The 19,353-nt window shown below is 66.2% G+C and carries 18 protein-coding genes and 1 tRNA gene; 14 read left to right on the forward strand and 5 right to left on the reverse strand.

The genetic code is table 11. From position 1 onward, the window contains the following. The first annotated feature begins 137 nt into the window (after positions 1-137). The 9 genes from NX784_RS23710 (at position 138) to NX784_RS23750 (ending at position 9,242) form a co-directional block, all read left to right on the forward strand. Positions 138-1,496, forward strand: coding sequence for a cache domain-containing protein (locus NX784_RS23710; protein WP_258819148.1), 1,359 nt, complete (start codon positions 138-140; stop codon positions 1,494-1,496). Then, positions 1,497-2,132 (forward strand): response regulator, encoded by a 636-nt coding sequence (locus NX784_RS23715; RefSeq protein WP_258819149.1) that lies wholly within the window; start codon positions 1,497-1,499, stop codon positions 2,130-2,132. A 120-nt stretch (positions 2,133-2,252) separates the two neighbouring features. Next, the gene (locus tag NX784_RS23720) at positions 2,253-3,392 is read left to right on the forward strand and encodes an HDOD domain-containing protein (RefSeq protein WP_258819150.1); all 1,140 of its coding nucleotides are present in this window, start codon (positions 2,253-2,255) and stop codon (positions 3,390-3,392) included. Between the two features lies 1 nt (position 3,393). Continuing rightward, positions 3,394-5,469, forward strand: coding sequence for a putative bifunctional diguanylate cyclase/phosphodiesterase (locus NX784_RS23725; RefSeq protein WP_370662969.1), 2,076 nt, complete (start codon positions 3,394-3,396; stop codon positions 5,467-5,469). Positions 5,470-5,545: 76 nt separating this feature from the next. After that, positions 5,546-5,635 (forward strand) — tRNA-Ser (locus tag NX784_RS23730). Between the two features lie 117 nt (positions 5,636-5,752). Continuing rightward, positions 5,753-6,751, forward strand: a complete 999-nt coding sequence (locus NX784_RS23735) for a toll/interleukin-1 receptor domain-containing protein (protein ID WP_258819152.1) — start codon at positions 5,753-5,755, stop codon at positions 6,749-6,751. Positions 6,752-6,783: 32 nt separating this feature from the next. After that, complete coding sequence (locus NX784_RS23740) at positions 6,784-7,164, forward strand: alpha/beta fold hydrolase (protein WP_258819153.1); 381 nt, start codon at positions 6,784-6,786, stop codon at positions 7,162-7,164. 117 nt (positions 7,165-7,281) lie between these two features. After that, entirely contained in the window at positions 7,282-7,806 is a 525-nt protein-coding gene (locus tag NX784_RS23745) for a DUF2199 domain-containing protein (RefSeq protein ID WP_258819154.1), read from the forward strand. A gap of 14 nt (positions 7,807-7,820) precedes the next feature. Next, positions 7,821-9,242 carry a hypothetical protein gene (locus tag NX784_RS23750; RefSeq protein ID WP_258819155.1) on the forward strand — a complete coding sequence of 474 codons (1,422 nt, stop codon included), beginning with the start codon at positions 7,821-7,823 and terminating at the stop codon, positions 9,240-9,242. Between the two features lie 12 nt (positions 9,243-9,254). Here NX784_RS23750 and NX784_RS23755 read toward each other — a convergent pair whose 3' ends face one another. Continuing rightward, positions 9,255-10,751, reverse strand: a complete 1,497-nt coding sequence (locus NX784_RS23755) for an amidase (protein WP_258819156.1) — start codon at positions 10,749-10,751, stop codon at positions 9,255-9,257. 129 nt (positions 10,752-10,880) lie between these two features. Between NX784_RS23755 and NX784_RS23760 the strand changes: the two genes are divergently transcribed. Next, the gene (locus NX784_RS23760) at positions 10,881-11,612 is read left to right on the forward strand and encodes a helix-turn-helix domain-containing protein (RefSeq protein ID WP_258819157.1); all 732 of its coding nucleotides are present in this window, start codon (positions 10,881-10,883) and stop codon (positions 11,610-11,612) included. Between the two features lie 21 nt (positions 11,613-11,633). On the opposite strand, the gene NX784_RS23765 is transcribed toward NX784_RS23760, so the two are convergent. Continuing rightward, entirely contained in the window at positions 11,634-12,962 is a 1,329-nt protein-coding gene (locus tag NX784_RS23765; RefSeq protein WP_258819158.1) for an alpha-amylase family glycosyl hydrolase, read from the reverse strand. A 224-nt stretch (positions 12,963-13,186) separates the two neighbouring features. Here NX784_RS23765 and NX784_RS23770 point away from each other — a divergent pair, with 224 nt between their 5' ends. After that, positions 13,187-14,254: a porin gene (locus tag NX784_RS23770; RefSeq protein WP_258819159.1), complete on the forward strand. Its 1,068-nt coding sequence runs from the start codon at positions 13,187-13,189 to the stop codon at positions 14,252-14,254. Between the two features lie 83 nt (positions 14,255-14,337). Then, entirely contained in the window at positions 14,338-14,775 is a 438-nt protein-coding gene (locus NX784_RS23775; RefSeq protein ID WP_258819160.1) for a hypothetical protein, read from the forward strand. An 87-nt stretch (positions 14,776-14,862) separates the two neighbouring features. Here NX784_RS23775 and NX784_RS23780 read toward each other — a convergent pair whose 3' ends face one another. The 3 genes from NX784_RS23780 to NX784_RS23790 form a co-directional block, all read right to left on the reverse strand. Continuing rightward, positions 14,863-15,900, reverse strand: a complete 1,038-nt coding sequence (locus NX784_RS23780) for an SDR family oxidoreductase (RefSeq protein ID WP_258819161.1) — start codon at positions 15,898-15,900, stop codon at positions 14,863-14,865. A gap of 25 nt (positions 15,901-15,925) precedes the next feature. Further along, the gene (locus tag NX784_RS23785) at positions 15,926-16,984 is read right to left on the reverse strand and encodes an SDR family oxidoreductase (protein WP_258819162.1); all 1,059 of its coding nucleotides are present in this window, start codon (positions 16,982-16,984) and stop codon (positions 15,926-15,928) included. A 290-nt stretch (positions 16,985-17,274) separates the two neighbouring features. Continuing rightward, entirely contained in the window at positions 17,275-17,487 is a 213-nt protein-coding gene (locus NX784_RS23790) for a hypothetical protein (RefSeq protein ID WP_166863217.1), read from the reverse strand. Positions 17,488-17,663: 176 nt separating this feature from the next. Between NX784_RS23790 and NX784_RS23795 the strand changes: the two genes are divergently transcribed. Both NX784_RS23795 and NX784_RS23800 read left to right on the forward strand, forming a co-directional pair. Then, entirely contained in the window at positions 17,664-18,419 is a 756-nt protein-coding gene (locus NX784_RS23795; protein ID WP_258819163.1) for a phosphatase PAP2 family protein, read from the forward strand. Further along, a complete protein-coding gene (locus NX784_RS23800) occupies positions 18,416-19,330 on the forward strand; it encodes a diacylglycerol/lipid kinase family protein (protein ID WP_258819164.1) in 915 nt (304 codons plus the stop codon). The genes NX784_RS23795 and NX784_RS23800 overlap by 4 nt, the downstream gene beginning before the upstream one ends. The last annotated feature ends 23 nt before the right edge of the window (positions 19,331-19,353 follow it).

A 19,353-nucleotide genomic window follows, 5' to 3' on the forward strand; every position in this document is an offset into this window, starting at 1 on the left:
ACGTAGGACTACGTACGCATGTGCTGGCGTTATGCGCGGGCATTGCATGGTGTTACGCCGCAAAATCGCAAGCAGTCGAGCGATTGCACCTGATCGGTCGTACAATTTCATGTTACGACGATTTCGACGCGCACGGCATGCAATTACGGCAAAAGGTCATTTTTCTCGCGGTCGCCCCGCTGATCGTGGCGCTGTGCGCGATCGCGCTGTTCGTGCGCCAGCAGGCCATCGCGCTCGCGCACGAGCAGCACGCGACGATCCAGCAAGCCTATCTGGCGAGCAAACAGGCCGAGCTCAGGCACTACGTCGACCTCGCATCGCACTCGATTGCGCACCTGACCGCGTCCGGCCGGAGCGACCCCGCTACCCTGGCCGAGGCCAAGCGCATCCTGCAATCGCTCAGCTTCGGCGACGACGGCTATTTCTTCGTCTACGACATGCAAGGCCGCAACCTGATGCACCCGCGCCAGCCGGAACTCGTCGGCCGCGACCTGTGGAACCTGCACGACCAGTTCGGCGCACCCACCATCCAGAACATCGTCGCCGTCGCGAAGCAGGGCGGGGGACTCGTGCGCTACAACTGGGTCAAGCCGTCGACGAACAAGCCGGGGCCCAAGCTCGGCTACGTCGTCCCGATCCCGCAATGGGGCTGGGTGATGGGGAGCGGCCTGTACCTGGACGACGTGCAGTCCGCCCTCGACCAGGTCGACGCCCAGCAGTCGCGCAATATCGAGACGACCATGTGGTGGATCGCCGGCGTCGCCATCCTCGCCACGCTCGTGATCGGCGGCGCGGGCCTCGCGCTGAACATCAGCGAGTCGCGCGTGGCGGACACGAAATTGAAAGCGCTCGCGCAGCGCGTCGTCGATTCGCAGGAGCAGGAGCGGGCGCGCCTGTCGCGCGACCTGCACGACGGCATCAGCCAGTGGCTCGTGTCGATCAAGCTGCAGATCGAGGCCGGCATCATCCGCATGAAGGGCACGCCGGACCAGCAGCTGCAAGCCCACGCCAGCTTCGAACGCACGGCCGAAGAACTGAATAAGGTGCTGGGCGAAGTGCGCCGCATCTCGCACGACCTGCGTCCCACGTTGCTGGATGACCTCGGCCTCGCGGCCGCGCTCGACCACCTGGCCGAGGAATTCTCGCAGCACAGCGGCACGCCCGTGAAGTTCGCGGCGGCGGGCGACGTCGAGCATTTGCCGCAGGCCGTCGGCACCGTGCTGTTCCGCATCGCGCAGGAGGCGCTGACGAACATCGAGCGGCACGCGGGCGCGCACCACATCGACCTGTCGCTGCAGACGGGCGCCGGCCGCGTGCTGCTCACGATCGCGGACGACGGCGCCGGCTTCGACGCCGAGGGCGTCGCGACGCACCCGCAGCGCGGCATCGGCCTGCGCAACATGATGGAACGCCTGGACGCCATCGGCGGCCGCCTCGACATCGCGTCGTCGGCGGCCGGCACGACCGTGTGCGCGCGCGTCGAACTGGAGGTTTGAATGACGGAGACGGTCCATATCATGCTGGTCGACGACCACCCCCTCGTGCGCGACGGCCTGCGCGCGCGGCTGGAGGCCGTGCCGCATTTCCGCGTCGTGGCGGAAGCGGATTCCGGCGCCGAAGCATTGACGCTCGCGGGCAGCACCCGCATCGACCTCGTGCTGATGGACATCACCATGCGCGACGGCAGCGGCATCGAGGCCACGGCGCGCCTGACCACGAACTTCCCCGACATCGCCGTGCTGATCCTCTCCATGCACGACAAGCTCGAATACGTCACGCAGGCCATGCAGGCGGGCGCGCGCGGGTACGTGCTGAAGGATGCGCCGGGCAAGGACATCGTGCTCGCCATCGATACCGTCGTCGCTGGCGGCATTTACTACAGCGCCGCCGTCGCACGCCAGCTCGCGCGGCCCTCGACGCAGGACAACCAGCTCACGTCGCGCGAGCAGGAAGTGCTGCGCCACATCGCCAACGGCGAATCGAACAAGCAGATCGCGCGCGCGCTGGACCTGTCCGTGCGCACCGTCGAGACGCACCGCCTGAACATCAAGCGCAAGCTCGGCATCGAAGGCCAGGCCGAGCTGATCAAGTTCGCCGTGCAGCACGGCCGCTTCGGCAGCAGTGGGGTGTAAATATATTTGCGCAAGCGTGTCCTAGAGGAAACAGAAACAGTTGCTTTCCGAAAATGGGTGCTCTACTATTAGCTGGTTACTATCAATGCATAATCGCTAATGGCCTGCGCCCCGTTCCCGGTGGTTGAAATACGCTCCGTCGCCAACGCACAGAACGAGTGGGTCGCGCTTCTGCTTGGTACGCCGGGCGCCGGGCTCGACGACCCTGCGCTGCAGGACGTATTCGGCACGCCGGACCTGCTGGCCGCCATCGCGCCGCTCGACTGCATCGTCCATGTCGACGACGCCACTGTTCTCACACCACCCGTCCTGAACGTGCTGCCGGCCAACCGCGTGCTGCTGGCCGTGCGCGCCGATGCCCTCGCGACGGACGGCACGGCGCGCCGCCTGGCGGAGTTGCAGCTGACCGGCTATCGCGTGCTGATCGACGGTCCGCTGCCGGAAGGCGTGACGGCACCGGTCGGACTGCGCACCGTCGCGCGCGACGCGCGCCTCGAGCTGCCGCGCGCCGCCGCGCTGCCCGCGCTGTTCGGGCCGCATCTTGCGTACCACGTCGACGACATGGTGCGCTACCGCGCGTGCGAGAACGCGGGCTTTTCCTGGTTCAGCGGCGACTACGCGCTGGAGGGCAGTGTGCCGGACGGCGACGACGGCACGTCGCGCCGCCGCATGCTGACGATGCTGGCCTTGCTGGCGCGCGATGCCGATTCGCGCGAGCTGGAAGCGCAGCTGAAGCAGGACGCGATCCTGTCGTATCACTTGCTGAAGCTGGTGAATTCGGCCGCGTTCTCCGTCGGCGCCCAGGTCACGAGCTTCAGCCAGGCGATCAGCCGCCTCGGCCGCCGCCAGCTGCAGCGCTGGCTGCAACTGCTGCTGTATGCGCGCCAGCATCCGGACGGTCCGCCGAACCTGATGCTGCCGCTGGCCGCGTTGCGCGGCGCGGCGCTGGAGGCGCTGTGCAAGAACGACGGCGGCGACCGCGACGAGCAGGATCTCGCCTTCATGACCGGCGTGTTCTCGCTGCTGGACCGCCTGTTCCACATGCCGATGGCGGACGTCGTGCAGGACCTCTCCCTGCCGGAGGACGTCGAAGCCGCGCTGCTGCGGCGCGACGGGCAGCTCGGGCAGCGGTTGCAGCTCGTCGAATCGGGCCGGCCCGACCCCGCCAGGTTGGAGGCAGCTTGTGTCGAGGGGCCGGATTGGTGGCAGAGCCAGTTGCACGCCTATCACTGGGCCATCCAGGTAGCCCGCAATGTCTAGGATGCCTGCCGCCGCGACGATGGATTTCGTGGGCGGCAGCGCTGCCCTGTGCGACGCCGTCATGGCACTGCGCGGCGACGAATTGTACGCGGCACTGGGCCGCATCGCCGGCGCGGTGCTCGCGAGCCCGCACGGCGCATTCGTCCCCGCCGACGCCGCGCCCGCGGCCACGCTCGAGGGCGCGCTGCTGCAGGAAGTGCGCGCCGATGGCCAGTGCTTCGGCCGCTACGAAGTGGCCGGCCGCGCCTACAGCCTGGACGACTGGCGCCAGCTGGAAGGCCTCGCGGGCCTGACCGGTTCCCTGATGCAGGTGCATTCGCTGGCGCAGCGCACGACGCACGCCTATGCCCAGGTCGAGGCGCAACTGGCGCATCAATCGCAGATCCTGGACCAGATCCACGAATCCGTCCTCACGCTCGACCGCCTGGGCTATATCACGAGCTGGAACAAGGGCGCGGAGCGCCTGTTCGGCTACACGGCGCTGGAAGCCGTCGGCCGCCACATCCTGTTCCTGTACGCGGACGAGGAGGCGGACGTGCAGGACGCGTTCGCCGAGCAGGGCGGCCGCATGATGGAAGTGCGGCGCCGGAAGAAATCGGGCGAGGTGTTCTGGGCCAGCCTGTCGCTGTCGCCGCTGTGCGACCTGGAGGACCGGCCGATCGGCCTGATCGTGTACCTGACCGACATCACGGAACGCAAGCTGGCCGAGGAGCGCCTGCACCATCTGGCGTACTACCAGGAGCTGACCGGCCTGCCGAACCGCACGTTGTTCGGCCGCCTCGTCGACCAGGCGCTGATGGTCGCCCAGCGCAACGACGCCACCGCGTGCGTGCTGTACGTGGACCTGAACCGCTTCAAGCTGATCAACGGCACCCTGGGACGCAAGGTCGGCGACGACCTGCTGCGCCAGGTGGCCGAACGCCTGCGCAATTCGCTGCGCGACGAGGACGTGGTGGCGCATTTGTCGGGCGACGAATTCGCGGTGGGCCTGTTCGACATCCGCCAGCACTTCGAGGCCACGACGGTCGCGCAAAAGCTGCAGGGCGCACTAGAGATCCCGTTCCTCGTGCAGGGGCACGACCTGCGCGTGGGCGCGAGCATCGGCATCGCCGTCTACCCGCAGGACGGCCCGGATGCGGAGACGCTGCTGCGCATGGCCGACATCGCGATGGAGCGCGCGAAGGAACACGCGGAAAACCCGGACCGCAGCGTCGCCTTCTACCGCCTCGACATGAACGAGGGCATGCAGCAGCGGATGCAGATCGAGTCGGGCCTGCGCCACGCGCTCGGCAACGGCGAGTTGATCCTGCACTACCAGCCGAAATTCGAGATCGGCTCGACCCGCCTCGTGGGCGCCGAAGCGCTCGTGCGCTGGAAGCATCCGGTGCGGGGCATGATCCCGCCGATCGAATTCATCCCGCTCGCGGAAAGCACGGGCCTGATCGTGCAGGTGGGCGAGTGGGTGCTGGAGCAGGCGTGCGCGCAGGCCGCGATCTGGCAACGCGCGGGGCTGCCGCCGTTCCGCCTTGCGGTGAACGTGTCGGCACGCGAGTTCACGGCCTCGCTGCCGGGCCGCGTGGCGGAGACGCTGCGCCGCTACCGGCTGGACGCGCACTGGCTGGAACTGGAGATCACGGAAAGCACGCTGATGCACGACATCGAGCACGTGATCGCCATCATGGACCGCATCAGCGCGCTGGGCGTGGCGCTGTCGCTGGACGATTTCGGCACGGGTTATTCGAGCCTGTCGTACCTGAAGCGCTTCCCGATCGACACGTTGAAGATCGACCGCTCGTTCACGACCGGCATTCCGCAGGACCCGAGCGACTGCGCGATCGCGAGCACGATCATCGGCATGGGCCGCAAGCTGGGGCACCGCGTGATCGCGGAAGGCGTGGAAACCTTGGAACAGCTGGAATTCCTGCGCCAGGCCGGCTGCGACGAGGTGCAGGGCTATCTGTACGGGAAGCCGCTGCCCGCGTACGAGTTCGAGAAAAGCCTGCGCGAGAACTGGATGCTCATGGGGCTGGGCGAGGCCGAGGCGGCGATGCAGGCGATGATCTCGTCGCTCAAGTAGGCGTTTCTTGCCGTGGCTGCCTCGTCCGTTTGCTGCCCTGGGGGCAATGAATTATGTATAATGCCGGTTCCCCAGGGGAAGCGTGGCCGAGTGGTTGAAGGCAGCAGTCTTGAAAACTGCCGACGGGGGAACCCGTTCGTGAGTTCGAATCTCACCGCTTCCGCCAAAGCCTGTTATGACTCATAGATTTAATTGGGTTATTTTGGCTATTTTGCTTACCACCCACATTGCTACCCACGCGTTTTAAATTGTTGGGTGGTGGACCGTGCGACAGGAAAGAAAAATGCGATCAGTTGATTTCGATATTGCCTTGTCGTTTGCGGGTGAGGATCGAGAGTACGTAGACCGGGTTGCTAACCTGCTTCGTGACTCAGGCGTGAACGTGTTCTACGATATCTTCGAAGAGGCGACGCTTTGGGGAAAGAACCTGTACGACTATCTTTCTGATGTCTACCAGAACAAAGCCTTATATACGATAATGTTCATCTCCGAGCATTACGCACGGAAGTTGTGGACGAATCATGAGCGCCAAGCTATGCAGGCTAGGGCTTTCCAAGAACATCAAGAGTACATTCTGCCCGCCAGGTTCGACGAAACACCCATCCCCGGGGTTTTGCCTACCACTGGGTATATCTCTCTCAGCAATCGGTCGCCGGAAGATTTCGTTAAGGTCATTCAAAAGAAGCTAGTGAACAGTGGCCGGACCATTCCTTCTGAGTCGATCAGGCGAGCAATGTTTTCGGTTGCAAGTGCTCCTCGCCTCGATCCAATCACAGCAACAGTAACTGTTTTAAATGAAGAGAAGCAACCTATAGCTAGGGCTTCACTTACTGCAATTGCCGATAATGGCACGACGAAGGATGCCTTAACTTCGGCCGAAGGTACTGCGGCAATCACGATACAGACGCGTCGCCTTTACAAGTTATTGATTGCACACCCCGACTATCCCGGTGCCGTTGTTGCAAACTGGGACCCAAGTGATGACCTTACTGTGACTTTATGTGCCACAGAAAACCTTGGTTCGGTCATCATGCACAGCACAGGGCATATTCCTGGGCTTGAGGGGCGGCTTAACCCAATCATGGACACGTCGAGCCGAACGTACCTCTACGCAGATAACATCGCCATAAATCGTGGCGTTCAGCAACCGGGGAACTTCCAAGTTGATGTGCCGTTAGAGCTTGAAGACTCAAATGGGGTTGTGATGCAGGTTCGTGTTCTTCATATTCAAGGGCACACATCCTTGATTGAATATGCGCATTCTCGGCATAGCAAGTTGTAACTCTTCTGCAGATTGGTCGTGGCATCCGGTTCATGTGCGAGACCGGCGCGCGCCATCCGGACCGCCTGAACCCGGGCGTCTGGGCCAGCGACGAGGCGGGCCTGCGCAACGACGCCGACCGGCGCGTGCAGATGAACCTGCTGGTCGACTATCACACGAACGTCGCGCAGTACCCGGTGTGGCAAGCGTACCTGCGCAAGCACCAGCCGCCTACGCTCGTCGTCTGGGGCAAGAACGATCCGCTGTTCACGGAAGCGGGCGCGAATGCGTGTGCGCGCGACTTGAAGCGCGTGGAGACGCACCTGCTCGACACGGGCCACTTCGCGCTGGAAGAGGCGGCGCCCGAGATCGCGGCCCATGTGCTCGCACTCCTCGACCGGCAGGAGCCGGAGGCCGTCGCAGCTGCTCACTAGTCCGCGAGCCGATGTAGTGATGCGGGTGTGACCCGACGGACGTTGCGCCTCATCGTCCGACTGCCATACTATTGCTATCCCAGCTGTTGCGCATCACGAAGCGAGGAGAGCAGACGCATGACGTTCGAATTTTTTTGCAGCGGGTGCGGCCAGACGCACGAGGGCATGCCGGCGCTCGACGCGGCCGCCCCGTTGAGTTACTACGTCGTGCCGGCGGACGAGCGCGACGCGCGTTGCAGGCTCGATGCGGATGCCTGTGTCATCGATGGGTCGCAGTACTTCGTCCGCGGTTGCCTCGAGATTCCCGTGCACGACGAGCCGGAGCCGTTCTCCTGGGGCGTTTGGGTGTCGCTCAGCGAGCAAAGCTTTAAGCAATGGACCGCCTGCTTCGAGTCCGAACGGCGTTCCCATGTCGGCCCGTTTTTCGGCTGGTTGAATGCAGCGCTCGCGCCGTATTCGGACACGGTCAACCTGAAGACCCGCGTCCATCTGCGGGACGGTTTCATCCGGCCGTTCATCGAACTGGAACCGACCATGCACCCGTTGGCGGTGGAGCAGCGCGAAGGGATCTCCGCCGGGCGCGTCGCCGAGTTGTATGCGCTCGTCGTGCATGACGGCCGCGCCGCGGTATCTCCTATCTAAAGGCTCGCCCCTGCATGTCGATCTTCGAGAAAATCCAGTCCTGGCTCGCACCGCTCCGACCCGAACCGGACGCCGCGCCAGCCGAGTCGCCCGCACCGGTGCCGCCGTCGCAGGCGAGTTACATCGCCGACATCATCGCGGAAGTGCGCCAACGGAACGATGCCGATGCGCTCGCCGCCGACATGGGCCATTACAGCGGCTACGTCCGCGAAGCGGCACTGAAGCGCGCGAACGTATTGCGTGCGCCGGCGCTCCTGCCGGCTGTCGTCGAGCGTTTGAATGACTGGGTGCCGCAGGTGCGCGCGCGTGCGCAGGCGCTCGTGCTGGACTGGCTGCCGACGCTGGACCCCGATGCTGCGCTGCGCCTGCTCGGCGCCCTCCAGCATTTGCGTGATGCCCGGCGGTCCGACCATGCGTCGTGGCTCGGCGAGGTCGAGCGGATCGTCGTCGCGCAGGTCGGTGCCGGCCCTATCGTGGACGGTGTGGCGAACCCGGACGTTGCCGTCGCCCGGACGTGCTTCCGCCTGGTCGAGGAGCATGCGCTGGCCGATCCGGCGACACGCGTCCGCCTCGGGCTCGCGCACGGCACGGACATCGTCCTCGTGCGCAAGGCGGCCGAGGCGCTCGTCCTGCTGGACGGCCCGGAGCGCGATGCGATGGGCCGTCTCGCGCTGCGGTCGCACTTCGGCATCGTCCGCGCGATCGCATTGCGGCCGCTCTTGGCCGACGAGGTCGAGGGCTGCGAAGGGCTGGCCGTCGACATGCTGGCCGATCCGCATGTCTGGGTCAGGCTCGTGGCGAGCACCTTCCTCGAACGGCGCGGCATCGACAGCGCCTGGCTGTACGCGGCACGACTGTCGGCGCCCGACAGTTCGAACACGGTGCTGCGTGCCTGCCTGATGGGACTGGCCGAGACGGGGACGCGCACGCACCTCGACCTGGTCCGTCGGATGACGGCGCATCCTTCCGCCCGCGTGCGCGTCAACGCCTTTGCCGCGTGGCTGCATCTGGCGCCCGAGGACAAGGACGACATTGCGCGCCACATACTGGCCGACGGCGCACGCCGTGTGCGTCATCTCGTGATGTCGATGCACCGCAAGCATGGCGCCTTCGTGCCCGTCGACGACGCGCTGGCCCTGCTGCGCGAGCACGGCGATGTCGAGCTCATGCTGCGCTATGCCGAGCACGAGCCGTGGCGCTGGCTGCAACTGATCTTCGAACTCGAGCCGGCCTCGCATGCGGATGCCGGGATCCGCGCTCATCTGCGCGACCAGCTGATCGGCTGGATCGACGCCGCCCGCAGATCGTCGAAGCGCCCGACGCCGGCGCAACGCGCGTTATTTGCCGAGCCGGCCACGCAGGCCGTCCTGCACGCGCTGCTGGGACACGATCCGATGCGCGCCGCGGCCCTCGCGTTCGAATTCCGCGCGATGTGACCGCGCCGTCCGTCAGCCCCGCGCCAGCGCCGGCATCCGCTCGAACCACGGCTGCGCCTCCTCCAGCTGCCGCGCCAGCTGCAGCAGCCGATCCTCGCTACCGAACGGCCCCATGAATTGCACGCCCAGCGGCAAGCCATCGGCCGTCCAATGCAGCGGCACGCTCATCGACGGCGTGCCCGTCAGGTTCGACAGCTGCGTGAACGGCACGTGGCGCAGGTTGTCGGTGGCGATCTTGTCGACCGTCTTGTCGAGTAGTCCCAGGCGCGCCAGCACGCCCAGGATGCCGGTGCCGTGCAGGATACCCAGCACGCGCCGTTCGGCCGGCGACGGGTCCCCGGTGCCGTGCTCGATGGGCGGGGCGGCGAGTGTCGGCGTCAGGAACAGGTCGTAGCGGCCGAAATAGTCGCCCAGCGCACGCGCGTAATCGTTCCAGCGGTTCAGCTCCGTCGTCAGGCGCGTGGCGGAGACGTTGTCGCCCAAGGTGACGAGGATGCGGTTCATCAGTTCCAGGTCGCCGCGGCGCGCGCCCAGTGTCTCGGCGCGCCGCACGGCCGCCGGGATCTGGCCGAAGTACAGGTGCAGATAGCTCTTGGCGAGCGCCGCGCCGTCGATCGTGGGTGCCGCTTCCTCGACGTCGTGGCCGAGGCGCGCGAGCAGTTGCGCCGCGTGTTCGACGGCGCGCACGGCTTCCGGATGCACGTCCGTGCCGATCGGCGACGCCGTCGAATAACCGATGCGCAGCCGGCCCGGGTCGCGCCGCATCAGCTCGACGTACGGCGCGGTGGGTGGCGCGATCACGAACGGGTCGCCCGGTTCCGCGCCCTGCAGCACGTCGAGGGCAAGCGCCGAATCGCGCACGCTGCGCGAGATCACGCCTTCGCTCGACGCGCCGAACCAGACTTCGCCGATGCCGGGACCGGACGACACGCGCCCGCGCGACGGCCGCAACGCGAACAGGCCGCAGCACGCGGCCGGGATGCGCAGCGAACCGCCGCCGTCGTTCCCGGCCGCCATCGGCACGATGCCGGCGGCGACGGCCGCGGCCGCGCCGCCGCTCGATCCGCCCGGCGTGCGCGCCAGTTCCCACGGGTTGTTCGTGCGGCCATAGAGTTCCGGGTCGCTCACGCCGCGGGTCGCGAATTCCGGCAGGTTCGTCTTGCCGAAGATGACGAGGCCCGCGTCCAGGTAGCGCCGCACGACGTGGGCGTGGACGGTGGGCACGTTGCGCGTCAGCGCGCGGCTGCCGTACGTTGTCGGGATGCCCGCGTAATCCTGCACGCCGTCCTTGATGAGGAAGGGGACGCCGGCCAACGGTCCGGCGAGCGGCCCCGCGGCGCGCGTCCGGGCTTCCTGCGTCATCAAGCGCACGACAGCGTTCACGCGGCCGTGCACCCGTTCCTGCTGCGCGAGCGCCAGGTCGAGCAGCGCGCCCGGCGTGACGTCGCCCGCGGCCACGCGCGCGGCCAGCGCCGTCGCGTCGTGGGCGAGGTAATCGGCATGGTCCATGGGTCTCCTTCGTCGTTGGCGGCCAGCCGACCATCTTGTCACGAAGGAATTGTTGCCGCAAGGCTCGGCATGCTACGATCGAAGGAATCCGAGGCCATCCTCTAGACCATCGTATCGGAATCCGCGACCATGTCTGAAGTCACGCAATTGCTCACGACAATCAAACGCCAGCTCAAGCTGCAGGGGAAGACGTACCGTGACGTGGCGGGCGCGCTTGGGCTGTCGGAGGCGAGCGTGAAGCGGCTGTTGACGTCGGACTCGTTCGGCGTCGACCGGCTCGTCGAGATCAGCAATCTGCTCGGCTTCACCTTGGCCGAGCTCGCGCAGGAGGCCGCGCTGACGGGCACGCGGTTGCACACGCTCAGCGAGGCGCAGGAAAAGGAGCTCGTGTCCGACACGAAGCTGCTGCTCGTCGCCGTCTGCGCGCTGAACCACTGGACCGTCGCCGACATCCTCGCGGTGTATCGCCTGACGGAGGCCGAGTGCGTGCAAAAGCTGCTCCACCTCGACCGGCTGCACCTGATCGCGCTGATGCCGGGCAACCGCATCCGCCTGAACGTCGCGCGCGATTTCGACTGGCTGTCAGACGGTCCGATCCGGCGTTACTTCCGCACGCAAGGGCTCGCCGATTTCCTCGACGGCGCCTTCGACCGTCCCGACGAGACGCTCGCTTTTACGCACGGCATGCTGACGGAGAGCGCGCTTGCGGCCATGCAGGTGGAGCTGCGGCGGCTGCGCGCCCGCTTCGCCGAACTGCACGAAGAGAGTCTCGCGGCGCCGCTGCCGAAGCGGCGCGGCAGCGGGCTGCTGCTGGCGCTGCGCGAGTGGGAGCCGGCCGGGTTCACGGCGCTGCGGCGCTGATCCCGCGCAGCGCCGCGTCGATCACTTGCCGCGCGCGTCGATCCGGTAATCCCAGGCGGCGAGCGTCTGCGTCTTCCCGCCCGGCAGGGTGTAGCGCTGGGCGTCGTTCGATACGTTGACGGTCACCTGCACACTGTTGCCGGCCAGCGCACGGCGGAACGCGAACACCTTGTCGTTGCCCGTAGGGAGTACCTGCGCGGCGCCGCCGTACTGGCCGTTCCACAGCGCGCGATTCGCATGCTTCAGCGCGAGCAGCTGCGTGTAGAAGGGGACGTAGGCGTAGTCCTTCCACTGGATCGGATCCTTTTCGAAGAACTCGATGCGCTTGTCGAGGCCGGATTCCTGCCCGCCGTAGATCAGCGGCATGCCGGGCATCGTGGCGGCCAGCACGGCCATCGCCTTGAACGCCGGGCCGTACAACTCGACGTCGCTGCCGGCCCAGGAATTCTCGTCGTGGTTGCTCGTGAAGCGCATGCGGTAGGCGCCCGGCGGGAAGGCCCTGGGCGGATGCGCGAGGAAGTCCGCGAGCGTGCGCGCGTCCGCCTTGCCCTTGGCGACGGCCTTGAACAAATCCTTCGTGTCCCAGCCGTACGTCATGTCGAACGCGTGCTCGTGCAGGTCAGGCTTGTCGGCCTCGGCCAGCATGAACACGGGTTTTACGCGGTCCAGTTCGGCGCGCGCCTGATTCCAGAACGGCGTCGGCACCTTGCCGGCGACGTCGCAGCGGAAGCCGTCGACGTCCGCTTCGCGCACCCAGTACAGCATCGCGTCCGTCATGCCTTTCCACAGGCCGGGCTTGCTGTAGTCGAGTCCCGTCACGTCCGTCCAGTATTCCGGCTCGGCGCCGTCCGTGTACGTGACGGGGTAGATCTCGCCCTTGTCATTTTTCAGATACCAGTCGCTGTGCTCCTTGGTCCACGGGTTGTCGAACGCCGTGTGGTTCGCGACCCAGTCGATGATCACGTGCATGCCGAGGCCGTGGGCCTGCTTCACGAGGGCCTTCAGGTCGTCCAGCGTGCCGTATTCGGGATTCACCGCCGTGTAGTCGCGCACGGCGTAATAACTGCCCAGCGTGCCCTTGCGGTTCTTTTCGCCGATCGGCTGGATGGGCATCAGCCACAGGATGTCCACGCCCATCTTCTTGAGGCGCGGCAGGTGCTGGGAGAACGCCTTGAACGTCCCCTCGGGCGTGTATTGCCGGATGTTTACTTCGTAGATGTTGGCGTTGCGCGACCAGCTCACATGAGGCATCGGCGCAACACTCGCCGTCTCCGTCGTCGCCGCCAGCGCGGGCAGAGCAGCGCAGAGCGCCAGGGAAATTGTAGTCAGGGTACGGCGCAGCTGTCTCATGATTCTCATTATCCTGTAGTTTAGTTACAAATGATCCGTTGCGATTCTAAATCGGAAATCCTGCCGTGACCAGTTGGAAACGAACGACGCCGATCTTTCCAGAAAGTACATATGTCAGATTATGCCGACAACATATCGGGATAAGATGAGGGTGTATTTGTGCGATATTGGACAGAGAGAACTGTAGTCAAGCGGATAGTGTTGAGGCGTAGAGAGGACACGCCATGAACAAGGGTTTCGTTACGTGTGCAGTGCTGTGCGGATGTGCGTCGCTGGCCTGCGCACAGGACGCCGGCAGTACCGCCCGCGCCGGCAAGCCGGATTCGACACGGAAGAGCGCCTGCAAGGATTGCGCGAAGTCCGCGCGCGCACACGGGGGCCTGGATTATGTGGGCGAAGCGCCCGGCGGCCACGACATCGCCGTCTTCACGGGCCAGCCGAGCCGGCGCGACGTTCGGTCGAGCTCGACCTCGACCACGCCGCCGCGCCGCACGTACGGGCGCCTCGACGAGATCGGCGCCCGCACGGGCACGGCCGGCTTCACCTTGGGACACCAGTACAACTTCGAATTCCTGGCCCACCCCGACGTGGGCGACCCGTTCCACGCGGGCACGGCAGGCCGGGCCAGCAATCTCGTCACGCAGAGCGGCATGCCCGTCGACGGCGGCGTGCGCTATTTCAGCAGACGCTCCAAGCACTTGAGCACGGGCGCATCCTGGACCGTCGACACGCTTGGCGGCGACCCGATGTCGGATCGCGCCTGGGGTATGACGGTCGGCTTCGACTACGGCGCGCTGTCGCTGCGCGCCGCGCACCAGAACCGGCACGTGGCGCAGGTTCATTTGTACGACCTGGCCGGCAACAACATGGATGCGAAAAATTCGCTGATCGCGGCGAATTTCCGCATGCGCTGGGGCACCGCGTACGCCGCATATGCCGCCAATCGCGGCTGGGGCAGCTCGCCGCTGTACAACCCCGACAACCCGTATGGCGCGGGCGTGGCCAGCACGTCGTCGACGGACAGCCGCGACACGTTGTTCGGCGTCGCCGTACCGATGACGCGATCGACGACCTTCCTCGCGTCGTTCATCCACAAGAACGACCGCGACCTCGCCAACCGCGACGCGAACCAGTTCGCGGTCGGCGCCAGCTATGTCGTGTCGCGCAGCACCGACTTCTACACCGCGTTCTCGCGCACGGTGAACACGAGCGGCGCGGGCATCCCGATCAGCGACGCGGCGCGCGCGAGCGGAAGCTCGGCCGTGAACATCGGCATGCGCCACGCGTTCTAGCAGACGGCCACCTGCGCTGCGCCGTCGCGCGGCAAAAGGGGGTAGCCTGTCCTCATGATTTCCGCATGATTTTTGGAGGCAACATGACTGGTACGAGCACACTTGACCCAGATAACTTTCCTGAAACACCTGACCGCAGCCTCGGCAAGGGCCATGGCGTCGATGCGCTGGGCCCGAGCGATATTTCGGACACGGGGAGCGACGTCGTCGGCGGCCCAGGTTTCGCGGCCAACCTGGACGACGACCAGAAGCTCGACCTGGACACGGGAACGACGTCGGACAATGAAGCGAGCTATGCGCACGACAGCGCCGGCGCCGACATGGGCGATCCGAACTTCGAAAGCGACAGCGATTTCGGCGGCACGGGCGAGCGCGCGGCAGCAGGGCGCGACCTGATCGCGAAGGACGGCAACGACATCGATACGGACCGCATCGAATCGATTCCCAACGTGCCGCTGACGGATGAGGACGTCGATTTCCTCGGCAGCCAGCCGCCGCGGGGGCCGGCGCCGGGACGATAAGCGCGGGTTGTTACGAACGGGGCCGGATGGCAGCGATGTCATCCGGCCTTTTTCGTTGGGTGGGCACCCCGTGCCCACCCAACGTGGTCATGCGTGCCATGCGGTACGCTGCCACGGCTTGCGGGTCAGCGCCCACGCCGCGAGCAGCGCGCCGCCCAGCAGCACGGTCTTCGTCGGCGCCGAGCGCATCTCGAACGACGTATACGGACTCCGTTCGACGACGAGGTGCTTGCGGTTGTTGCGCTGGCGGAGTTCCTGGCCGGTGTCCGGCGCATACAGGGCGTCGCGGCGCGCGCTCGAGTTCGGGCGGTCGGATTGCTGCTGGCTGAACATCGTGCGGCGCATGAAGCGGTCGACGGCGCGCGGCATCAGGTAACCCGCCACCGACGCGATCTTCGAATGGCTGCCCACGTACACGTCGCGCTCGCTCACCTGCGCCGCGTGCACGATCGCTTGCGCCACCAGTTCCGGCGCGTAGTTCGGCGGGGGCAGGTCGGGTTCGTGCTCCATATAGCTGCGCGCGTGGTCGGGGAAGGGCGTGGCGATCGCGGACGGCTTGATGACCGTGAGCGAGATGCCGGCATCCTCCTTGTCCAGTTCCATCCGCAGCGATTCCGTGAAGCCTTTGATCGCGTGCTTAGATGCCGCATACGTGCCCTGCAACGGCACGGCGCGGTCCGACACTTCGCTGCCCAGGTTGATGATGGCGCCGCCGCCGCGGCCCTTCATGCGCTTGACGGCCTCCAGCGAGCCGTGCACGACGCCCCAGAAATTCGTCTGCATCACCTTGCGCATATCCTCCAGCGCGACGTCTTCGTTGCGGCCGTACACACTGATGCCTGCATTGTTGACCCACGTGTCGATGCGGCCGAAGCGTTCCATCGCCGTGTCGCCGATGCGCGCAACGTCGGCCGGGTTGCCGACGTCCGCCGTCACGGTCGCCACGTCGAGGCCGCGCTGGCCCATCTCGTGCGCGAGCGTGTCGAGGGCATCGGCATCGCGCGCCGCCAGCACGAGGCGGGCGCCAGCCTCGGCCGCCATGCGCGCGGTGGACAGGCCGATGCCGCTCGTCGCGCCCGTGATCACCATCACTTGTTCATTCAGTTTCTTGAGCTCGAGGGACATGGTGTCTCCTTGTCGATTCGATCGGTCACAGTGCCTGGCGCAGGCGGTTCGCGGGCCACGTGCGGGCGGTGGGACGGCCTGCCAGCTTCCACGCGGCGAACAGCGCACCGGCGCCCAGCAGCACGCCCATCACCTTGCCCTTGCGCAGCGACAGCGCAGTGTACGGGCAGGTTTCGACGACGTGAGCGGAGATGCCCTGGCGCTCGCGCAATTCGTGCTGCGGGTCCGGCGCGTGCAGTGCGTCGCGACGGTTCGGCGGGCGCGGCACGTCCGCCTGCTGTTTCCGGAACATCGTCGCGCGCATATAGCGGTCGAGCGCGCCGGGCAGGGCGAAGCCGCCGCTGGACAGCGCCTTCGCGGCCCCGCCGACGAACACGTCGCGTTTCGGATGCTGGGCCGCGTACAGGATCGTCTTCGCGACGAGTTCCGGCGCGTAGACCGGTGGCGGCAGGCTCGGTTCCTTGTCCATGTAGTTCTTCGCGTGCGCGACGAACATCGTGTCGACGGCGGCCGGCTTGACGAGGGTGACGGCGATCGGCGCGGTGTCGTGCTCGAGTTCCACACGGAGCGAATCCGTGAACGCCTTCACGGCGTGCTTCGACGCGGCATAGATGCCTTGCAGGGGGATCGAGTGATCGGACAGCTCGCTGCCCAGGTTGATGATGGCGCCGCCGCCGCGCGTCTTCATGTGCCTCACGGCTTCCAGCGAGCCGTGCACGACACCCCAGTAATTGGTGTCGAACAGGCGCTGCATGTCCTCGAGGGATACGTCTTCGTTGCGGCCGAAGATCGAGATGCCGGCGTTGTTGACCCATGTGTCGATGCGCCCGAAGCGTTCCATCGCGGCCTGGCCGATGCGCGCCACGTCGGCCGGATCGCCGACGTCCGCGACGACGGTCGCCACTTGCGTACCGGTGTGACGCAGCTCGCTCGCCAATTGGTCGAGGGCGTCGGCGCTGCGCGCCGCGAGGACCAGCTTCGCGCATTGCTCGGCGGCCATGCGCGCCGTCGTGAGGCCGATGCCGCTCGTCGCGCCGGTGATGACCATCACCTGCTCGTTAATCTTGCGTAATTGCACTGACATGAATGCTCCTTCGCTCGGGTTGGAAGCGGCCGCCGTGGTGCGCGGCAAGCGTATCCGGACGGCCTCCTCGGTGAATACGAGAATCGTGGCCGCTCGGCGGATTTCAAGTCATTTTTTACAACATGGTGGCGACACGCGGCTGTTCAAGCCCGTATTGCCGGGCCGTTGCCAGTTGTGCGCGATACGGCCGCGTTCACTGATAGCATCGACCTCATACACGCCGGCGTGACGACGTCGTCCGTTTCGGCGTTGGCGACAGGAGAAAAATTACAACGATGGCCCTCATGCGTTCAATGTGCCTTGGACAGGATCAGCAGCCAGCGGCGCAGCAGCAGCACTTCCACGTGGCCCGGTTCGACGCCGGTATCGCACTCGATGATCGGGTTGACCGGGTAGAAGCGCTTGCGGAAATCGCGCGTCACCAGAACCTCGCGGCGACCGAAGCGCAGCAGGAAAGGCGTCGGGGCGTATTCGAGGCCGAAGGAGCTGTTCAGAGTAGTCATGGCGATCCCTTTATCGAGTGTGTTTACGAATCAAGTTGTGCTGTTGTTGGCAAGTTGTCTTGCTCGAGTAGGTACAGAATAGCACAACTACTGTATAAATCCACAGGTACTGTACAAAAAACCAGTCATTGCATATTTGTGTGGTTTTTTCGCCAATACGTCCCATCTGGAGCGGCATGCTGAATCCCGCTTCCTCGCCGCTGCGCCGCTTCATCGACGCCCGCCTGTCGCCCGAGGGCGCCATGGGCCTGCATCTCACCATCGGCGTCGCGGTGCTGCTCGTGGCCGCCTGGATCTTCGGCGCCATCGCCGAGGACGTCGTCACGGGCGCGACGATCACCCTCGTCGACGTGCGCCTCGCGCACTGGTTCCATGACCGCGCCACGCCCGGCTTCACGCGCGCCATGCTGTTCGTCACGCACTGGAACGGCATCGCGGGCAGCAGCGTCATGGGCGCGCTGCTTGCGCTGTGGTTCTGGCGCCGCCGTGCGTACTACTGGCTGATCGTCTGCCTCGTCGCCGTGCCGGGCGGCATGCTGCTGAACGCGGCGCTGAAGCACGCGTTCCGGCGCGCGCGGCCCAGCTTCGACGATCCGCTGCTGAGCCTCGTCACGTACAGCTTCCCCAGCGGGCACACGGCGGCAGCCACTGTGTTCTACGGCCTGCTCGCGTCCTACCTCGTGCGCCGCGCGCATGCGTGGCCTGCGCGCGTGCTGGCTGTCGCCGGTGCCGTCGCGATGGTGATGCTCGTCGCGCTGTCGCGCATGGTTCTCGGCGTGCACTACCTGTCCGACGTGCTGGCCGCCGCGGCGGAAGGGGCGGCGTGGCTGGCGATCTGCATCACGGCCGTCTCCACCCTGCACCGGCGCCGGCTGGCGCGCGGTCACGGCTCGTGGAGCGAACAGGCCCATGCAGCGGAGGATCTGCGATGAAGCCCGTCACCGTGATCGTCAACGCGGGCGCCGGCACCGGGCACGACGAGGCGGCCTGTGCGACGCTCCAGGCGCAACTCGCCGGCGCGGGACTCGACGCGAACCTCGTGCAGGCACATGGCGGCGCCGAGATGATCGGCGCGGCGAAGCAGGCGTTGCAGGACGGTGCACGCCTCGTCGCCGCGGGCGGCGGCGACGGCACGATCAATGCCGTGGCGTCCGTCATGGTCGACAGCGGCGTGCCGTTCGGTGTGCTGCCGCTCGGCACCTTGAACCATTTCGCGAAGGACCTCGGCATCCCGCTCGACGTCGAGGCGGCCGTGCGCAACCTCGCGACGGGTACGCCGGTGAAAGTCGACGTGGGCGAGGTGAACGGCCGCATCTTCCTGAACAACTCGAGTCTCGGCCTGTACCCGGACATCGTGCGCGACCGCGAAAAGCAGCAGCGCCGCCTCGGCCGCGGCAAATGGCCCGCGGCTGTCTGGGCCGCGCTCGCCGCGCTGCGCCGCTATCCGTTCCTGTCGATGCGGCTCGACGTCAACGGCGAGCGTCTCGCGCGCCGCACGCCGTTCGTCTTCATCGGCAACAATGCGTACACGATGGAAGGCCTGGCGATCGGCGAGCGGGCGCGCCTGGACGAGGGCATCCTGAGCCTGTACGTCGCCCAGCGTCCGACCCGCCTGGGCCTGCTGCGCTTCGCGTTCGACGCGCTGCTCGGCCGCCTGGGCCAGGAGCGCGACTTCGACGTCCTGACGTCGCCCGGGTTCGACATCGACACCCATCGCCGCCGGCTGCTCGTCGCGACGGACGGCGAAGTGACGGAGATGAGTGCGCCGTTGCGCTACCGGATGCGGCCTGGCGCACTGACGGTGCTCGTGCCGCCGGCGGACAATGGTGCCAATCCACGCTAACGGTAAGACGAAAAGGGAATCCC

This window comes from Massilia pinisoli, from assembly GCF_024753285.1.
GTDB classification, from domain to species: Bacteria; Pseudomonadota; Gammaproteobacteria; order Burkholderiales; family Burkholderiaceae_D; genus Telluria; species Telluria pinisoli.